Source organism: Pseudomonas sp. C9D1 (assembly GCF_056491235.1).
This window is the reverse complement of the sequence record NZ_JBSZIE010000002.1, coordinates 2,344,118-2,362,610: the sequence shown is the minus strand read 5'-3', so window position 1 is coordinate 2,362,610 and position 18,493 is coordinate 2,344,118. Positions and strand designations below refer to the sequence as shown.

The 18,493-nt window shown below is 66.9% G+C and carries 13 protein-coding genes; 10 read left to right on the top strand and 3 right to left on the bottom strand.

Annotated features, from left to right (window positions below):
• Nucleotides 1-20 precede the first annotated feature (20 nt).
• Complete coding sequence (locus tag ACXI0U_RS19115; RefSeq protein WP_021222283.1) at nt 21-1,388, top strand: DUF1329 domain-containing protein; 1,368 nt, start codon at nt 21-23, stop codon at nt 1,386-1,388.
• Between the two features lie 148 nt (nt 1,389-1,536).
• Entirely contained in the window at nt 1,537-4,275 is a 2,739-nt protein-coding gene (locus tag ACXI0U_RS19110; protein WP_479550694.1) for a winged helix-turn-helix domain-containing protein, read from the top strand.
• Between the two features lie 3 nt (nt 4,276-4,278).
• Here ACXI0U_RS19110 and ACXI0U_RS19105 read toward each other — a convergent pair whose 3' ends face one another.
• Nucleotides 4,279-5,133 (bottom strand): hypothetical protein, encoded by an 855-nt coding sequence (locus ACXI0U_RS19105; protein WP_431482673.1) that lies wholly within the window; start codon nt 5,131-5,133, stop codon nt 4,279-4,281.
• Between the two features lie 89 nt (nt 5,134-5,222).
• On the opposite strand from ACXI0U_RS19105, the gene ACXI0U_RS19100 reads away from it, so the two are divergent.
• Entirely contained in the window at nt 5,223-5,888 is a 666-nt protein-coding gene (locus tag ACXI0U_RS19100) for a TetR/AcrR family transcriptional regulator (RefSeq protein ID WP_479550693.1), read from the top strand.
• Nucleotides 5,889-5,958: 70 nt separating this feature from the next.
• The gene (locus ACXI0U_RS19095) at nt 5,959-6,900 is read left to right on the top strand and encodes an alpha/beta fold hydrolase (RefSeq protein WP_021222287.1); all 942 of its coding nucleotides are present in this window, start codon (nt 5,959-5,961) and stop codon (nt 6,898-6,900) included.
• A 416-nt stretch (nt 6,901-7,316) separates the two neighbouring features.
• On the opposite strand, the gene ACXI0U_RS19090 is transcribed toward ACXI0U_RS19095, so the two are convergent.
• Nucleotides 7,317-8,150, bottom strand: coding sequence for a metal-dependent hydrolase (locus tag ACXI0U_RS19090; protein WP_479550692.1), 834 nt, complete (start codon nt 8,148-8,150; stop codon nt 7,317-7,319).
• Nucleotides 8,151-8,283: 133 nt separating this feature from the next.
• On the opposite strand from ACXI0U_RS19090, the gene ACXI0U_RS19085 reads away from it, so the two are divergent.
• The 6 genes from ACXI0U_RS19085 to ACXI0U_RS19060 all read left to right on the top strand — a co-directional run bounded on the left by ACXI0U_RS19085 (nt 8,284) and on the right by ACXI0U_RS19060 (nt 17,277).
• The gene (locus tag ACXI0U_RS19085) at nt 8,284-9,303 is read left to right on the top strand and encodes an AraC family transcriptional regulator (protein WP_021222289.1); all 1,020 of its coding nucleotides are present in this window, start codon (nt 8,284-8,286) and stop codon (nt 9,301-9,303) included.
• 48 nt (nt 9,304-9,351) lie between these two features.
• The gene (locus ACXI0U_RS19080; RefSeq protein WP_479550691.1) at nt 9,352-9,996 is read left to right on the top strand and encodes an MBL fold metallo-hydrolase; all 645 of its coding nucleotides are present in this window, start codon (nt 9,352-9,354) and stop codon (nt 9,994-9,996) included.
• Between the two features lie 82 nt (nt 9,997-10,078).
• On the top strand, nt 10,079-10,783 hold the full coding sequence (locus tag ACXI0U_RS19075; RefSeq protein ID WP_271658977.1) for a YiaD family glycine zipper/OmpA-like lipoprotein: 705 nt from the start codon (nt 10,079-10,081) through the stop codon (nt 10,781-10,783).
• A 191-nt stretch (nt 10,784-10,974) separates the two neighbouring features.
• The gene (locus tag ACXI0U_RS19070) at nt 10,975-14,706 is read left to right on the top strand and encodes a response regulator (protein WP_479550690.1); all 3,732 of its coding nucleotides are present in this window, start codon (nt 10,975-10,977) and stop codon (nt 14,704-14,706) included.
• Entirely contained in the window at nt 14,687-16,822 is a 2,136-nt protein-coding gene (locus tag ACXI0U_RS19065) for a putative bifunctional diguanylate cyclase/phosphodiesterase (protein ID WP_374978898.1), read from the top strand. The genes ACXI0U_RS19070 and ACXI0U_RS19065 overlap by 20 nt, the downstream gene beginning before the upstream one ends.
• Before the next feature lie 143 nt (nt 16,823-16,965).
• On the top strand, nt 16,966-17,277 hold the full coding sequence (locus ACXI0U_RS19060) for an EthD family reductase (protein ID WP_043239894.1): 312 nt from the start codon (nt 16,966-16,968) through the stop codon (nt 17,275-17,277).
• Between the two features lie 230 nt (nt 17,278-17,507).
• Here ACXI0U_RS19060 and ACXI0U_RS19055 read toward each other — a convergent pair whose 3' ends face one another.
• Nucleotides 17,508-18,416, bottom strand: a complete 909-nt coding sequence (locus ACXI0U_RS19055; RefSeq protein WP_479550689.1) for an acyltransferase — start codon at nt 18,414-18,416, stop codon at nt 17,508-17,510.
• Nucleotides 18,417-18,493 lie beyond the last annotated feature (77 nt).

Below are 18,493 nucleotides of genomic sequence, written 5' to 3'. Positions count from 1 at the left end.
CCGGAACTAAGGAATCACCTATGAAAACAACAAAGAACCTGCTGCAAACCGGTGCGCTGGCGCTGTCCCTGCTGGCCACCGCCGTCATGGCGGCGGCGCCGGCCGACCAGGTGGCCAAGATCGGCACCACCCTGACCCCGCTGGGCGCCGAGAAGGCCGGTAACGCCGATGGCAGCATCCCCGAGTGGACCGGCGGCCTGCCGCAGAACGCCGGCCCGGTGGACGACAAGGGCTTCGTTTCCGATCCCTTCGCCAGTGAGCAACCGCTGTTCACCATCACCGCGCAGAACGTCGAGCAGTACAAGGACAAGCTGACCCCCGGCCAGTACGCGATGTTCAAGCGCTACCCGGAAACCTACAAGATGCCGGTGTTCACCACCCACCGTACGGCCACCGTACCGGCGAACGTGATCGCGGCAGCCAAGGAAAACGCGGCCAACACCAAGCTGGTGGAGGGCGGTAACGGTCTGGAGAACTTCAAGACCGCCAACCCCTTCCCGATCCCGCAGAACGGCCTGGAAGCGATCTGGAACCACATCACCCGCTACCGCGGTGGCAGCGTGCGCCGTCTGGTGACCCAGGCGACCCCGCAGCCCAACGGCTCCTACAGCCTGGTGTACTTCCAGGACGAGTTCACCTTCCGCGACAAGCTGAAGGACTACGACCCGAGCAAGCCGAGCAACGTGCTGTTCTACTTCAAGCAGCGTGTGACCGCTCCTTCGCGCCTGGCCGGTAACGTGCTGCTGGTGCACGAGACCCTCAACCAGGTGAAGGAACCGCGCCTGGCGTGGCTGTACAACGCCGGTCAGCGCCGCGTACGCCGCGCCCCGCAGGTGTCCTACGACGGCCCGGGTACCGCCGCCGACGGCCTGCGTACCTCCGACAACTTCGACATGTACAACGGTGCGCCGGACCGCTACGACTGGAAGCTGGAAGGCAAGAAGGAGATCTACATCCCCTACAACAGCTACCGCCTGGACTCGCCCAAGTTGAAGTACGCCGACATCATCAAGGCCGGCCACATCAACCAGGACCTGACCCGCTACGAGCTGCACCGCGTGTGGCATGTCGTCGCGACCCTCAAGTCCGGCGAGCGCCACATCTACGCCAAGCGTGACTTCTACATCGACGAAGACACCTGGCAAGCCGCCGCCATCGACCACTACGACGGCCGTGGCACCCTGTGGCGCGTAGCCGAGGCCCACTCGGAGTACTACTACGACAAGCAAGTACCCTGGTACGCCGTGGAAACCCTGTACGACCTGCTGTCCGGTCGCTACCTGGCCCTGGGCATGAAGAACGAGGAGAAACAATCCTACGACTTCAACTACAGCGCTTCGGAAAGCGACTACACCCCGGCCGCTCTGCGTCAGGCTGGCGTGCGTTGATCCTGTAATACCGCGTAAACAAGCCGGCCTTCGGGCCGGCTTTTTCTTGTCTGTACTTTCCCAAGGGACTACAAATGGGCGGACCGAAAGGCTAGGCTGCCTCAGCGCTCACGCCCCCGCGGCATAACCATTCCTAGAAGCCGGGTTGATGACCGATCTATCCAGTTCGCGTTCCTTCGCGCCCGCTGCCGTACCGGTAGCCGGCGAACGCTTTTTCCGCCCCCCGCTGCCGGCCGGGCACCTTTCGCGCCCGCGCCTGTGCGACCGCCTGGCCGCCGGCCTGGGCGGCCGCCTGCTGCTGGTCAGCGCCCCCGCCGGTTTCGGCAAGAGCTCGCTCGCCATCGAATTCTGCGAAGGCCTGCCGGAGGGCTGGCAGGCGCTCTGGCTCGGGCTCGGGCGTCGTGACAACGACCCCGGGCGCTTCCTCGAACGCCTGCTGGAAGGGCTGCGCCAGTTCTTCCCAGGGATGGGCGAGGAGGCCATGGGCCTGCTGAAGATGCGCCAGCGCCACCAGCCCTTCGCCTTCGAGGAGTGGATCGACGGCCTGCTCGACGAGCTTGGCCAGCGCCTGGACCGCCAGCAGCCACTGTTGCTGGTGCTCGACGACTACCACCTGGCCCAGGGCGCGGTGCTCGACCGCTGCCTGCAGTTCTTCCTCAACCACCTGCCGGAAGGCCTGGTGCTGCTGGTCACCAGCCGTCAGCGCCCCGACTGGCACCTGGCGCGCCTGCGCCTGTCGCGGCAACTGGTGGAACTCAACGAACATGACCTGCGCCTGACCGACGCCGAAAGCACCGCGTTGCTCCAGGCCCAGGGCGCGCGCCTGGATGGCGCCCACCTGGAGAACCTGCTGCAACGCAGCGAGGGCTGGGCCGCCGGCCTGCGCCTGTGGCTGCTGGCGAGCCAGGACGAGGGCGACGCCCATGCCCTGGCGCGTGGCCCCCATGGCGACGAGGGGCTGATCCGCGAATACCTGCTGGAGGAGGTGATCGACCGGCAGAGTGCCGAGGTGCAGGCCTTCCTTTATGAAACGGCCTGCCTCGACCGCTTCTGCGCCGAGCTGTGCGATGCGGTGCGCGATGGCCACGGCAGCGCCGGCATCCTCCAGCACCTGCAGGCCCACCAGGTGTTCCTGGTACCGCTGGACGAGCACGGCCACTGGTTCCGCTATCACCACCTGTTTTCCGACCTGCTGCGGGCCCGCCCGGCCCACGCCGCGACCATTCCCCTGGCCAGCCTGCACCTGCGTGCCTGTCGCTGGTTCAGCGCCCAGGGCCTGCTGGACGAAGCCATCGAGCAGGCCCTGCGCGCCGGCCAGCCGGACGTGGCCGCCAGCCTGGTGCAGAACCTCTCCGAGGAACAACTGCTGGCCGAGCAGAACATCGCCATGTTGCTGCGCTGGAAGATGGACCTGCCCGACAGCCTGCTGGTGAGCACGCCACGCCTGATCATGCTCTACAGCATGGCCCTGGCCCTGGCCTGCCAACTGGACGCCGCCGAGGAGCTGGGGGCCCAGCTCGCGCGCTTCCTGCCGGCGCCCAACGCCCAGGCCCAACAGGGGCTGATCGCCCAGTGGCTGGCCCTGAGCGGCGTCATCGCCCGGGGCCGTGGCGACATCGTCCTCGCCGAACGGCATTGCGCCGAGGCGCTCACCGTCCTGTCCCAGGAGCGCTATGGCCAGCGCCTGCTGTGCCTGTCCACCCTGGCCAACATCGCCGTCGCCCGGGGCGACCTGTGGCGCGCCCGTGGTCTCAATCGCGAGGCGCTGGAGCTGGCGCAGCGCATCGGCAACCCGCTGTTCGAGGCCCTGGCCCACTACGACCGCGCGCGGGTGCTGCAGGCCCGTGGCGAAATCCTTCGCGCGCTGGAGGAAGTACGCCAGGGGCAGGAGCGCCTGCGTGGCCTGCCGTCCCAGCGCTTCTACGCCGCCCGTGCGCGGCTGATGATCTACGAGGGCTACCTGCTCTGCGTACGCCTGCAACCCCAGGCCGCGCGCAGCCGCCTGCTGGCCGGGATCGCCGAGGCGCGTGCCTGCCGCGACATCAGCCTGCTGATCGGCTACAGCGTGCTGGCCAGCCTGGAGGGCCGTGAAGGGCGCCTGTCGGCGGCCTTCGCCCTGCTCGCCGAGGCGGAGCGGCTGATGCACATCTGGGATGTGCCGCCGGTGTACTACCTGGCCATGGTCACCCTGGTGAAGTGCGAACTCTGGCTGGTGCAGGGGCAGGTCGAGCTGGCCTCGGCCTGGCTTTCGCGCCTGGCGGAAACCTACAGCGGCGAGCAGGCCGCCGCTGCCCCCGAATTCCATCCGCAGTTGCCGCTGCACATCGAATTGCAGCAGGCCGCCCTGGCCCGGATCGAAGGGCGCAGCGGCGAAGCCGAACGGCGTTTACGTGCGCTGGTGCAGCGGGCCAAGGAAAGTGGCGGCGCGCTCATGGCGCAGGTGGCACAGCTGCACCTGGCGCAATTGCTGCGTGTCGGAGGGCGCGACAAGGACGCGCTCGCATTGCTGGGCAGTGCCCTGGAATCCCTGCCCGGTGGCGCGTTGCTGCCCTTCCATGAGCTGTTGTCGCACCAAGGCCCCTGGCTGCGTGAGCAACTGCTGGTGCGCTCGGCCCCTGAGGCCGCGGCATTGCTGGCATTGTTGCCGGAAGCGCAAGCGCCGGCTGCCAGCGAGGCGCCACTGGCCGGGAGCGATGCGTTGAGTACGCGTGAGCTGGCGGTGCTGCAACTGATCGCCCAGGGCTGCTCCAACCAGGAAATCAGCGAGCGGCTGTTCATCTCCCTGCACACGGTCAAGACCCACGCCCGCCACATCAACGGCAAGCTCGGCGTGGAGCGGCGCACCCAGGCGGTGGCGCGGGCCAAGGCCCTCGGCCTGTTGCGCTGAGGGCTACTGCGGCGCAGCCGGTGCCGAGAGATCGAGCGCCGGCTTGGGCTTGCCGGCCGGCAGCGGTTGGGCCAGCTGTCGCTCCACATCCTGCTGGATGGCCGCCAGCATCGGCAGCAGGTCGGCCATGCTGCTGCGCACCTCCGCGTAGGGGTGCTTTTCCGCCAACTCGCCCACCCGAGCCATCAGTTGCGCGCGCACGTCGCTGCGCAGGTGGATGAACAGCTCCGGCATCTGCTTGCCCAGTTCGGCGGCGTAGAGCACCAGGTCCTCACGGTTGAACTGCTTGGTCAGCCCCAGGTAGTCCAGCGCGCTGGAGGTCAGCATCGCCGCGGCGTCCTTGGTTTCCTGCAGGCCCTGCAAGCGCACCGGCTTGCCCTGCTCGCTCTCCGACAGGGTCATCCAGAACTCCACCGTGAGGGTGAAGAGGATCGCCTGCTGGCGCATCGAATAGCTCATCAGCCCCAGGGCTTCGGCGCCGTAGGGCTGCTGCGCGGCCTTGAAGTCGAAGTACAGGCGCATCAGTTCCTTGAGGCGGAACAGCACTTCGCGTGCCTCGTTCTGGCGCAGCTCCAGGGGCGCGTAGATGTTCAGCTGCGGCTTGAAGTTCTCCTCGCTGATCATCCGCGTGTAGATGGGCCCGGTGAACTCGCCGCTGCGCCGGGGCAGGGCGTTGACCTGGGTGCGGTCGACCTTGTCCAGGGCATCGATCAATTGCTGGTAGTCGTGGCTGTTCCACGGGCGCTGGATGTCGGGAATCTTCTGCCCCAGGTAGAACAGTTCGGCGGCCGGGGCAGGCAGCGCCAGGACCAGCAAAAGGATGGCCAGCGGCCAGGGCAGGCGGCGTGATAGCTTCATCGACACGGAAGATTCCAGCGGGAAGGGGCGCGCCAAGAGTAACGGGGCGGTGGCGCCCCGTCACCCGCGCCTTGGTTGGGGTGAGGGTGATGGACGAGAGCGAGCGCGTGGCGATCTTCGCGGTATTCGAAGACCTCGGTGGCTACGGTGCCGTGGCGCGCCAGCAGGCCGAGGCGGAAGGCCCGCTGGTGGGGCACCTGCTGCGTACCAACATCCAGTTGGCGGCCATCCCGGTGTTCGCCCGCAAGGGCATCGGCGAGACCACGGTGAATGACCTGCTGGAAGCGGCCCAGGTCTCGCGGCGCACCTTCTACAAGCACTTCTCCAACAAGATGGATGTGCTGGAAAGCATCTACCAGACCGCCGTGGTGCTGCTGCTCAATCGCTTCCGCGGCATGCGCGCCGCCGCTGGCAGCGACGAAGCCTGGCTGCGCGACATGGTGCGCTGCTTCTTCGACTATCACCTGGCCGTGGGGCCCATCATCCGCCTGATGCAGGAAGAGGCCATGCGCACCGACTCGCCCCTGGCCGCCCACCGCCAGCGCGCCCACCTGGAGATGGCCGCGCTGCTCGCTGAACGCCTCCAGGCCACCGGCCAGGTGGTGGACCCGCTGACCTTCCGCGCGCTGATCTGGGCCCTGGAGGCGGCGTCCATGGACCTGCTCGGCGGTGCCGCCAGCCGCCAGCGCATCGAGCACGCCCGCGCGGTACTGGGCGACCTGCTGATCGCCGCCCTGCGTCCACGCTCTACCTAGGTTGGGGCGCATGGCCAGCAACCCCGTGATCTGATAAGGGCCTCGACAATAACAATCACGAGGTGCCTGCATGTCCGCTACCAGCCTGCCGATGTCGCCGCCGCTCGCGGCCGGCTTTTCCCGCCTGGGCTTCGGCTCCCTGCCACTGGATCGCCTCAAGGCGCGCTACGCCAGCGCCGACAGCGGCTCGCGCTTCATCGAGCTGGACGGCTTCAACGTCCACTATCGTGACGAAGGCAGCCGCGACAAGCCGGTGCTGGTGATGATTCACGGCGTGGTTGCCTCCCTGCACACCTGGGACGACTGGGTACCGGCCTTCGCCCCGCACTACCGCATCATCCGCTTCGACGTGCCCGGCTTCGGCCTTACTGGCCCCAAGCGCAGCGGTGACTATTCCGGCGAGCGGATGATCCGCATCTTCGGCCTGCTGCTGGACCACCTGCGCATCGACAAGGTCTCCATCGCCGGCAACTCCCTGGGTGGCTACATCGCCTGGAACTTCGCCCTGGCCCAGCCCGCGCGCGTCGAGAAGCTGGTGCTGATCGACCCGGCCGGCTACCAGATGCGCAAGGTGCCCTGGATGATCGCCTCTGCCGCGCTGCCCGGCTCCACCGTGGCCATGCCCATGTGGATGCCGCGCGCACTCATCGCCCAGGGCATCAAAGAAGTCTACGGCGAGCCCGGGCGCATCAAGTCCGGCGTGGTGGACCGCTACTACGACCTGAGCCGCCGCCCGGGCAACCGCCGCGCGATGATGGAAATCTTCCGCGTGCTGCTCAAGGTCAACAAGGACGAGCTGGAAGGCACCGGCCAGCGCGTCGCCGCCATCAAGGCCCCGACCCTGCTGATGTGGGGCGAGCGCGACCGCTGGATCTCGCCCAAGCACGTGCCGCTGTGGAAGCGCGACCTGCCGGGCATCCAGGTGCGCACCTACCCCGGCGTGGGGCACATCCCCATGGAAGAGATTCCCGAGCAGACGGCAGCGGATGCGCTGCGCTTCCTGCAGGGCTGACGCCCGCTAGCTAAGGCTCGACCGAGCGCTGCTCCCGGCTGTGGATAACTTCCCGGTGAGCAGCGTTTTTGCGTGGGCGCAGAATCGCAGGATGGTGTGGGGTGGCATGGGGTGGGCGGGGAGGGCGTTGGTGGGCGTAGGCCCACCGTTCTTTTGGCAGTTCGTTCGGAGGGTTTTCGCGAGCAGAGCTCGCTCCTACGGGAGGGACACTCCTGCGCGGAGCTCGAAGCCCCGTCGTAGGGTGTGCTGCGCGCACCGGGAAATTGGAGCGCACACCCATCCAGAACCAGGCGAAGACGTTGGAGCAGAGAGAGTGAACGGTGGGCTGAAGCCCACCCTACGCCCACCCTTCGATTCCCTTCCACCCTAGAAACGACAACGGCCCCGAAGGGCCGTTGCGTATCTCTACCGGAGAATCACGCCGTCGCAGGCACGCCGTCGAACTCCTCGCGGGTCTTGTGCAGCAGTTCGAGGTTGTCGTGCTGCCAGGGATGGAATCCCTTCTTGAAGAAGTCCATGTACGCCGGGATCAGCTGGCGGAACATGCCGTTCTTGCCCCACATCCAGCTCAGGCCGTCGCGCCAGACGCGCCAGTTCCACAGCAGGCCGTCGCGCTTGAGCATGTGGATGAGGCCACGGTGGGTGTCGAGCATGAAGAAGAAGGTGCCCATGATCATCGCTCGGCGCAGCAGGGTGCGGCTGCCGCAGACCTGGTTGTAGACGTCGAAGGCCACCGCCTTGTGCTCGGTTTCCTCCAGCGCGTGCCAGCGCCACAGGCGGGCCAGGGTCGGGTGGGCGCCGGCGATGTGCTCGGGGTTCTTCAGCAGGCCGTCGGCCATGATCGCGGTGATGTGCTCCAGGGCGGCGGTGGCGGCCAGTTGGCGGCGCTTGGAGAACTTCTTCTGGGTGTAGCGGATGCGCGCCTGGGCGCGGCGCTCGATGCGGCCGATGTCGTAGCCGAGGTCGCGCAGCCGGTTGCTGTATTCCAGGTGCTCACGGCTGTGATGGCCTTCCTGGCCGATGAAGCCGCGGATCTGCTCCTTCAGCACCGGATCGGTGATCTCCTCGCGGAAGTTGCGCACCGAGTCGATGAAGAAGCGCTCGCCGTCGGGGAAGAGCACCGACATGGCGTCGAACAGATGGGTCTTGAAGGCGTTGCCACTGTGCCAGTGGCGCGGCAGCGGATTGGGCAGGTCGAAATCCATGTGACGCGGGCGGATTACCAATCCTTCTGGGGTCGTGCTGGTCATGGGGACTCCCTGAGTCTATGCAGAAACCACGCTCCAACTTTGGCTTGCCGGGTTTTGTCGGACAAGGTTATCTTCTGCCAATAACCGGGTCATATCCGGCCACCGCTGATCCAGCTGACCAATAAGAAGAACGATGAAACAGCCACTGACCTTCTCCGCCGAACTGGTGCCCGTCGCCTATGCCGAGGCCCTGCTGAGCCTGGCCGAAGAGCTGGGTGTGCCCCGTGAAACGCTGTTCGCCCAGGCCCGGGTGCGCCCGGAAATCCTCCAGAGCCCCAACGGCCGCCTGTCCTTCATCGACTTCAACCTGCTGGCCAGCGCGGCCCTGGTGCTGTGCAACGAGCCGGCGCTGGGCCTGGTGCTGGGCCAGCGGCTGAATGTGTCCACCCACGGCATCCTCGGCTACGCGGTGCTCTCCAGCGCCAACCTGGGCCGTGCCCTGCAATTCGCCATGAAGTACTACCGGGTGCTCGGTCTCGCCTATGAGCTGGAGCTGGTGGAGCAGGGCGACTGCCTGCAGCTGCGCGCCGCCGAATCCTTTCCCATGGGCCCCCTGGGGCGCTTTGCCGGCGAGGGGCTGATGACCAGCTTCTACACCATCGCCCGCTTCCTCCTGGGCGAGGAGCTGCGCGGCCTCGCGGTGGGCTTCGCGCACCCGGCGCCGGCCCATGCGGCGCGGTATGCCGAAGTGTTCGGCGGCGGCGTGGAGTTCGAGCAGCCCTACCACTGGATGAGCCTGCCCAAGCACTACCTCGACCGCCCCATGGCCCTGGCCAACCCGGCCACGGTGCAGATGTGCGAGCAGCAGTGCGAAGCCCTGCTGGCCACCCTCGACGTGCAGGACGCCCTGCTCACCCGCGTGCGCCGCCTGCTGCTGGCGCGCCCCGGCGACTTCCCCGATCTCGACAGCGCCGCGCGCTCGCTGCACACCAGCGGCCGCAGCCTGCGCCGCCACCTGGCGTCCATGGGCACCAGCTACCAGCAGGTGCAGGACGAGGTGCGCAAGGGCCTGGCCCTGCAGTACCTCACCACCACCCACCTGCCGTTGTTCGAAATCGCCAACCTGCTGGGGTTCAGCGATCCCTCCAACTTCCGTCGCGCGTTCAAGAAATGGACGGGCAAGCTGCCCAGCGATTATCGTGCTGACCCCTGATCCGACCGGCCCGCACAGAGGCCGGCGACCTGGCCTGGAGGACCGGCAATGACCGCAGCGCACCCCACCCTGATCCGCGAGACCTTCCCCGTCGGGCCGTTGCAGTGCAACTGCACGCTGATCGGCGACCCCATCAGCAAGAAGGCCATCGTCGTCGACCCGGGCGGCAACCACGAGCAGATCATCGCGCGGCTGGAGGCCCATGGCCTGAAGCTGGTGAGCATCATCCACACCCACGCGCACCTGGATCACTTCCTCGCCTCCGGCGAGCTGAAGAAAGCCACCGGCGCCACCCTGCACCTGCACAAGGAAGACCAGTTCCTCTGGGACAACCTGGAGATGCAGTGCCGCATGTTCGGCGTGCCCTACAAGCCGCTGCCGGCACCCGACCAGTGGCTGGCCGACGATGAAGAACTGGCCTGTGGCTGCGGCGTGGCCCTGCACACCCCCGGGCACACGCCGGGTTCCATGAGCTTCTGGTTCCCCGAGGCGCGCCTACTGATCGCCGGTGACACGCTGTTCCGCCGTGGCATCGGCCGCACCGACCTGTGGGGCGGCGACTACGCCACCATCGAGCGCTCCATCCGCCAGCGCCTCTACAGCCTGGACGAGGAGGCCACCGTGGTCACCGGCCATGGCCCGGATACCCGGCTGGGCGACGAGATGCGCGAAAACCCGTTCATCCGTGCCTGAGGCCACGGAATTTCCAGCATGGGCCATGCTCTAATCGTCGTCAGTCCATCGGGGCTGTCGATCATTCAGGAGTAGAAAGTCCATGTTCACCACGCGTCGCCTGATCATCGCCGCTACCGCCGTCGCCCTGCTGTCGGGCTGTGCTTCGCAGAACCCCTACGAGAACCAGGGCCAGGCGCCCCGCCAGGGCATGAGCAAGACCGCCACCTACGGCGGCCTGGGCGCGTTGGCCGGCGCCGTCGCCGGTGCTGCCATCAACCACGACAAGCGTGGCAAGGGGGCGCTGATCGGCGCCGCTGTGGCCGGCGCCGCTGGCGCGGGCTACGGCTACTACGTGGACCGGCAGGAGGCGGAGCTGCGTCGCAGCATGGAAGGCACCGGCGTGCAGGTGCAGCGCCAGGGCGACAACATCAACCTGGTGATGCCCGGCAACATCACCTTCGCCACCAACTCGGCAGACATCGCCAGCAACTTCTATACGCCGCTGAACAACCTGGCCAACTCGTTCAAGCAGTACGACCAGAACAACATCGAGATCGTCGGCCACACCGACAGCACCGGCAGCCACCAGTACAACGTCAACCTCTCGCAGTTGCGCGCGCAGAGCGTGGCCAACTACCTGATGGCCCAGGGCGTCAACGGTGCGCGCCTGAGCTCCCGTGGCATGGGCCCGGACCAGCCGGTGGCGAGCAACGCCACCGATGCGGGCCGCTCCCAGAACCGTCGCGTGGAGATCAAGCTCACCCCGCTGCCCAACGCCCAGGTGCCCCAGCAACAGGGCTACTGATTCCCCCGCTCCAGCACAGGGCCCCCATTCGGGGGCCTTGTCGTTTCATGCCGTCCGTCGTCTCCCTGCTGGCGCAAGGCCATGGTGCCGATTCCTGACTAGACTGCCGACATGGTTCCCGCGAACCATGATTTGCCGGTCGGATGCCCCTCCAAGGCGGGCTCCCGGACAAGGAACGGACAGGAGCATTCATGGACGAGCGTACCGGCACCTCCGCGAGGAAACCCTGGTTGCCCCTGGTGGTGGCGCTGGCCTTGCTGGTGGGGCTTGGCGGCCTGGTGCTGTGGCAGTGGCTGGCGCTGGAAAACCGCAACCAGGCGGAGTACCAGCGGCGTTTCGGCCTGGAAAGCGAAGAGATCGCCGAGCGTCTCGCGACCCGCATGCGCGCCTACGAAATGGTGCTGCGAGGCATGTCCGGCCTGCTGGTGGGCAGCTCCGACGTGCTTCCGGATGAATGGGCCAAGGCGGCCGACCAACTGCACCTGCAGGACCGCTACCCGGGCATCCAGGCGCTGGCCTGGGGCCGCTATCTCAAGCGTGACCAGCTCAACGACTTCGTCGGCACCACCCAGGCCGATGGACGCCGCGACTTCCGCGTCTTCCCGCCCGGCCCGCGCGACGAGTATGTGGTGGTGGACTACACCAGCCCGCTGGACTGGCGCAACCGCCGCACCCTGGGCTTCGACATGCTCAGCGAGCCGGTGCGGGCGCAGGCCATCGAGCAGGCCCGGGAAAGCGGCGAGGCACGCCTCACCGGTCCCCTGAGGTTGAAGCAGGAGACCGACCAGGACCTGCAGAGCGGTGTGCTGCTCTACATGCCCGTGTACCGTTCGAACGCCCCGGCGACCACCGCCGACGAGCGGCGCGAGGCCTTCATCGGTGCGGTGGCCGGGGCCTTCCGCCTGCATGACCTGATGAGCGGCATCCTCGGCAACCGGGTGCGCCTGTACCGAGTCGACGTCAGCGACCTGGAGGCCGGAGCCGTGCTGCTCGACGATGCCATCGACAACGGCCTTCCACCGCGCTTCGAAGAGCAGCGCCAGATCAAGCTGTTCGGCCGCACCTGGGCACTGAAGGTGAGCAGCACTGCCGAATATGAAGCGTTGCTGGTGGATGATCGCCTCAGCTACAGCCTGTGGACCGGCCTGGCCGCCGCGCTGCTGTTGTCGCTGCTGGTGGGCGGTTACCTGCACCTGCGCGAGCGCCAACTCGCCGCCAGCGACCAGGCATCCTCGTTGCTGCGCGAGCGCGAGGAGCGCTTGCGCATCCTGGTCGAGCGCCTGCCCGTGGCGACCCTGCTATGCGATGCCCAGGGCCGCATCGAGATGGCCAATCGCAGCGCCGCCGAGCTGCTCGGCTGCGAATCCGACCTGCTTTCCGGCCAGCGTGTGCGTCGCTACCTGCCACGCCTGCTGGACCTCGACGAAGAGCGGCTGCGCAGTGGCGAGGAAGAGTTCCAGATCCAGCGCGACGATGGCGGCGATGGCCTCGCCTCCCTGAGCCTGACCTCCCTGAACCAGCGCGACGGCACGCGCTACCTGATCAACCTGGTGGACCTGCAGGCGCGGCGTGCCGCCGAGGAGCGTTTCCGCCTGGTGGTGGAGGCCTCGCCCAACGCCATCATCCTGGTGGACCTGCGCGGCAGCATCGTCATGGTCAACCGCCAGGCCGAGCAGATGTTCGGCTACAGCCGCCAGGAGCTGCTCGGCGCCACCGTCGAGCGCCTGCTGCCGGAAGCCCTGCGCGAGGCCCATGTGGGGCTGCGCGAAGGCTTCCAGAAGAACCCCGAGCCCCGGCGCATGGGCAACAACCGCGAGCTGTTCGGCCAGCACCGCGACGGCCGCATGATTCCCCTGGAAGTGGGCCTGTCGCCGATCCGCAGCGGCCGCGAGACCTGGGTCCAGGCGGTGGTCATCGACATCAGCGAGCGCAAGGCCGCCGAGCAGCGCCTGCGTGACCAGGCCGAGCAACTGATCCTGGCCAACCGCTACAAGTCGGAATTCCTCGCCAACATGTCCCACGAGCTGCGCACGCCGCTCAACAGCATCCTCATTCTCAGCGACCAGTTGCGCCAGAACAGCGCCGGCAACCTCACCGAGAAGCAGTCGCGCCATGCCGACATCGTCCACCGCGCCGGCAGTGACCTGCTGCAGTTGATCAACGACGTGCTCGACCTGGCCAAGGTCGAGGCCGGGCGCATGCAGCTCAAGCTGGAGCCGCTCAATGTGCAGGATGTGCTGGTGGAACTGGACGCCAGCCTGCGCCCCATGGCCGAGATCAAGGCCCTGCGCCTGATCACCGGGGTGGAGCCCGGCGTGCCCCGGGTCATCCACAGCGACCGCGTGCGCCTGCACCAGATCCTGCGCAACCTGCTCTCCAATGCCCTGAAGTTCACCGAGCAGGGCGAGGTGGAGCTGAGTGTCGGGGTCATCGACCGCACCGATGGCGATGGCCGCGAGATCATCCGCTTCACCGTGCGTGATACCGGCATCGGCATCCCTGCCGAGCAGCACGAGCGTATCTTCCAGGCCTTCCAGCAGATCGACGGCTCCACCAGCCGGCGCTTCGGTGGCACCGGCCTGGGCCTGGCCATCACCCGCCAGCTGGTGCTGGCCCTGGATGGCCAGATCCGTATCACCAGCACGCCGGGGCAGGGCTCCAGCTTCATCGTCGAACTGCCGGTGGCGGTGGGCTTCGAGGCGGAGAAAGAGGCTGACGGCGAGGCCCTGCCTGTACGCAACGGCACCGGGCCGGCGGTGCTCATCGTCGAAGACGACGGTGATTTCGCCAGCGTCATCGCCGAAGCCGCGCAGAGCCATGGCTATGCCACCGTGCTCTGCGGCAGTGGCCGACAGGCGGTCGGCCTGCTGCAGCAGGAGCGCTTCGCGGCGGTGATCCTCGACATCCTCCTGCCGGACGTCAGCGGCTGGCAGATCTACCGGCGCCTGCGCAGCCAGGCCCTGCACCGCGGCACGCCGGTGCACATCATCTCCTGCGTGCCGCAGCCGACAGATTGGTTGGACGATTCCACCCGTTACCTGGTCAAACCCATCGCCCGGGAAGATCTGGAACGGGTCTTCAACGACCTCGAAGCCAATGTGCCCCCGGACCCGCATCGCCTGCTGCTGGTGGAGGACGTCGCCATCGAACGTGATCACTACCGCGACCACCTGGAGGAGCTGGGCTTCTCCGTAACGGCCGCAAGCAGTGCCGAAAGCGCCCGCCAGGCATACGCGGACGGGCGTTTCGCTGCGCTGGTGATCGACCTCGACCTGCCCGACCAGGACGGTTTCGACCTGCTAGATAGCCTCGATCGACAGCGTCCGCTGGCTGACTCGCGTGTGGTGATCAACACTGGGGTGGACGTCACCCTGCAGACCCTGCAGCGACTGCGCCGCTATTCGGCGGTGGTGGTGCGCAAGGCGGGGGATGACCTGGATGGGCTGAGCTCGGCGGTGCAGGGCTTCCTCGGCAGCGTGCGTGCCCTCGCCGGGCAGGCGCCGGGAGAGGCGGGAAGCCGCTCGCTGCAAGGGATGCGCGTGCTGTTGGTGGATGACGATGTACGCAATATCTATGCGCTCAGTGCGCTGCTGGACGAGGTCGGCCTCGACGTCAGCGCCGCGCGGGATGGCCTGGAGGCCATCGAGAGTTACCAGCGTGAACCCTTCGACCTGATTCTGATGGATATGGCGATGCCCAACATGGACGGATACACCGCAACCCGCCTGCTCAAGGACGAGCACGGCTGCAACATCCCGATCATCGCGCTCACCGCCCATGCGATGAAGGGCGACCGGGAGAAGTGCATTACCGCAGGCGCCGACGACTACCTGGCCAAGCCCGTGAGCCGCCAGGAACTGATCGACCTGCTCCATCGCTGGCTGGACGTTTCCGGAGGCAGCGATGATGCAGCCACTGCCTAAGCTCAAGGGACCCGAAAACATCCTCCTGGTGGTCGATGACCGCCACGAGAACCTCGCCGCCATGGAGGCGGTGCTGGACGACTCCACCTGGGACGTACGCACCGTCGACTCGGGGGAGGCGGCCCTGCAATGCCTGCTGGAGGAGGAAGTGGGGCTGGTGCTGCTCGATGTGCAGATGCCGAAGATGGACGGCTTCGAAGTCGCCCGGCTGATGCGCGGCAGCCCGCACACCCGCTACACGCCGATTATCTTCATCTCCGCCATCGCCCACACCCAGGAAGCCGTGCTGCGTGGCTACGCCAGTGGCGCGGTGGACTTCATCCTCAAGCCCTTCGACCCGCAGGTGCTGCGGCACAAGGTGCAGTCGCTGCTGGAGCACGAGCGCAACCGCCGTGACCTGCTGCAGCTGACCCAGCAGCTGGACAGCGCCCGCGCCTTCAACGCCTCGGTGCTGGAGAACGCCGCCGAAGGCATCCTGGTGGTGGGCGAGGACGGCATGGTCAACTTCGCCAACCCGGCCATGGCGCTGATGCTCCAGGGCTCGGTCAGCGACCTCGAAGGCAGCCCCTTCCTCTCGCTGCTCTCCAGCCCCGAGATCGTCGGCGATTGGCGCCTGTCGGAGTTCTACCGCCACTGGAAGCGCGGCGAGCCCTACCGCCTGCACGACGCGGTGCTCAACACCCTCAATGGCGGCACGCTGCCGGTGGCCCTGTCCTGCGCGCCGCTGCCCCGGGCCCAGCGCTCGATGGTGGTGATCAGCCTGGACATGTCCGCAGTGCGCCAGCTGCACGCGCAGCTCGAATCCCAGGCCATCACCGATGCGCTCACCGGGTTGCTCAACCGCCGTGGTTTCCACCAATCGCTGGATGCGGCGCTGGCGCGTATCGAGCGCAGCGGCAAGCGCATGGCGGTGCTCTACCTCGACCTCGACGGCTTCAAGCGCATCAATGATTCCCTCGGCCACGACGCCGGCGACCAGGTGCTGCGGCGCGTTTCCGAACAGCTCAAGACCTGCCTGCGCCCCTACGACATCCTCGCGCGCATGGGCGGTGACGAATTCACCGCGCTGATCGACTCCCTGGAGCACCCGGAAGACGCGGCCAGGGTGGCCGAGAAGCTCATCGAGCTGGTGTCGGTGCGCTACCGCATCGACGGCATCGACATCACCCTTGGCGCCAGTGTCGGCATCGCCTGCTTCCCCGAATGCGGGCAGACCGTGGACGGCCTGTTGCGCGCGGCGGACATCGCCATGTACGAGGCCAAGCGTGCCGGCCGCCAGCAGTACCGCTTCTTCTCCCCGGAAATGAACGGCCGCGCCCGCTCGCGGCTGATGCTGGAAGAGAGCCTGCGCAACGCCATCGAGCAGGATGATTTCGTGCTCGTCTACCAGCCGCAGATCTACCTCGACAGCGGCCGCCTGCGCGGCTTCGAGGCGCTGCTGCGCTGGGAGCACCGGGTCGCCGGCACCGTCGCCCCCAACGTGTTCATCCCGCTGCTGGAGGAGACCCGGCTGATCAACCGCCTGGGCGACTGGATCCTCGAACAGGGGGTCAGCCAATGCACCCAATGGCGGGAGCGCTTTGGCGAGGACCTGGTGATCAGCATCAACTTCAGCCCGGTGCAGTTCGGCATGCCGACCCTGGTGGACGACCTGCGCGAGGTGCTGGCGACGCACGGGCTGAAACCTTCGCAGATCGAAGTGGAGGTCACCGAAAGCGCGCTGATGCAGGACCTCGACAACACCCGGGAGCAGCTGCGCCAGCTGCGCGAGCTGGGGGTGCGCATCGCCATCGATGACTTCGGCACCGGCTACTCGTCCCTGGCCTACCTGCGCCACTTCGAGCTGGACACGCTGAAGATCGACCGCCTGTTCATCTCCAACATGCTGGAGTCGCCCCGCGATGCCGCCGTGGTCAGCACCATCATCGACCTGGGCAGCCACCTGGGGCTGGAGGTGATCGCCGAGGGCGTGGAAACCCTGGCCCAGCGAGACTGGCTGATCGACCACGGCTGCTCGATCATGCAGGGCTTCCTGGTTTCCCCGGGGCTGCCGGTGGCCAAGGCCGAGAGCTTCCCCCTGCAGGTGGACTGGGCGAGCTTCAAGCCACAGGGCTGAGGCCACTGCGCGACGCCCGCCCCGGGCGCCGCGCACATACCCATCCGCGACTACGACCCCATGATGGCAAGCGCCGGTCATGGGGCGACCTACACTTGCCCCACGGCGCGCCCGTGCAGCCGGCCAACCCAAGGAGTTTTCCCATGCATTGCCTGTTTGTGGCCTATCCGAACAACGAGGGCGGCACCTTCGATTTCACCTACTACCTGGAAAAACACATCCCCATGGTCAGCGAGATGCTGGGGGACAACTTCGTCAAGGCCGAAGTCCGCAAGGGCCTCGCCTCCGGTGACGGCTCCGCCGCGCCCTTCCTCTGTGTGGCGAATATCTGGATCAAATCCATCGACAGCCTCCAGGCCTCGCTGCGCAAGCACGGCCAGGCGATCAACGAAGACATTCCCCGCTACACCAACATCGCCCCGCTGCTGCAGGTAGACGAGGTGATCTCGGGTTAAGGCAGACATCCGTAGGTTGGCGCCGAGCGCAGCGAGGCCCAACGCAGTAGGGCCCGGCATCGTTGCATTGGGTGTGTGACGGGTAGGTCGGGTGCAACCCGACGCCTCTCCGTTCGCCACTTCGCGGGTTTCACCCGCCCTACGGGGCTGGCTCATGGAGCCCGCCGATCGAATACTCACCCATGAAAAAGCCCGCCGATCGGCGGGCTTTCGCGTTCCGGGGCGCTGCCTCAGCGGCTCGGCGGGAACTGCTGGTGCAGCTGCTCCAGCTCGGCGTCCTTGGTTTCCCACAGCTGGTTGACCCAGAGCTGGAAGGTCTTGCGGTAGGCCTCGTCCTGGTCGTAGCTGCGGCCGATGAATTCCTGGGGAATCGGCATCGCCTGGATACGCACGATCACCTCGGGGATGTTCCCGGCCATCAGGGTCCAGAAGCTCGGGTTGCCCGCAGGGTAGTGGATGGTGACGTTGAGCAGCGCCTGCATCTGCTCGCCCATGGCGTCGAGCACGAAGGCGATGCCGCCGGCCTTGGGCTTGAGCAGGTACTTGAAGGGCGAGTTCTGCTCGAGGTGCTTCTGCTCGGTGAAGCGCGTGCCTTCGAGGAAGTTGAAGATGCCCACCGGGTTGTCGCGGAACTTGTCGCAGGTGCGGCGGGTGGTTTCCAGGTCCTTGCCCTTCTTCTCCGGGTGCTTGGCCAGGTAGGCCTTGGAGTAGCGCTTCATGAAGGGGAATTCCAGCGCCCACCAGCACAGGCCGATCACCGGGACCCAGATCAGCTCCTGCTTGAGGAAGAACTTCAGCGGGCGGATGCGGCGGTTGAGCACGTACTGCAGCACCAGGATGTCCACCCAGCTCTGGTGGTTGCTGGTGACGAGATAAGAGTGCTGGTAGTCGAGGCCTTCGAGGCCTTCCACCCGCCAGCGGGTGTCGCGTACCTGGTTCATCCACACCTTGTTGCAGCTCACCCAGCCCTCGTGGATGAAGTTCACCACCCAGTTCAAGGCCAGGCGCACGGGGCGGAAGGGCAGGGCCATCTTCAGCAGGCTGACGGCGAACAGCGGCCAGCACCAGAACAAGGTATTGAGCGCCAGCAGCAGGGAGGCGATGACGCCGCGCACGGAAGCGGGAAGGAAACTCAGCATGAAAGGTCGGGACCTCGTTCCTGGACGGTCTCTGCCGCCCTGTTGAGGGGACGCTGCGAACGCAGCAGGGCCAGTGG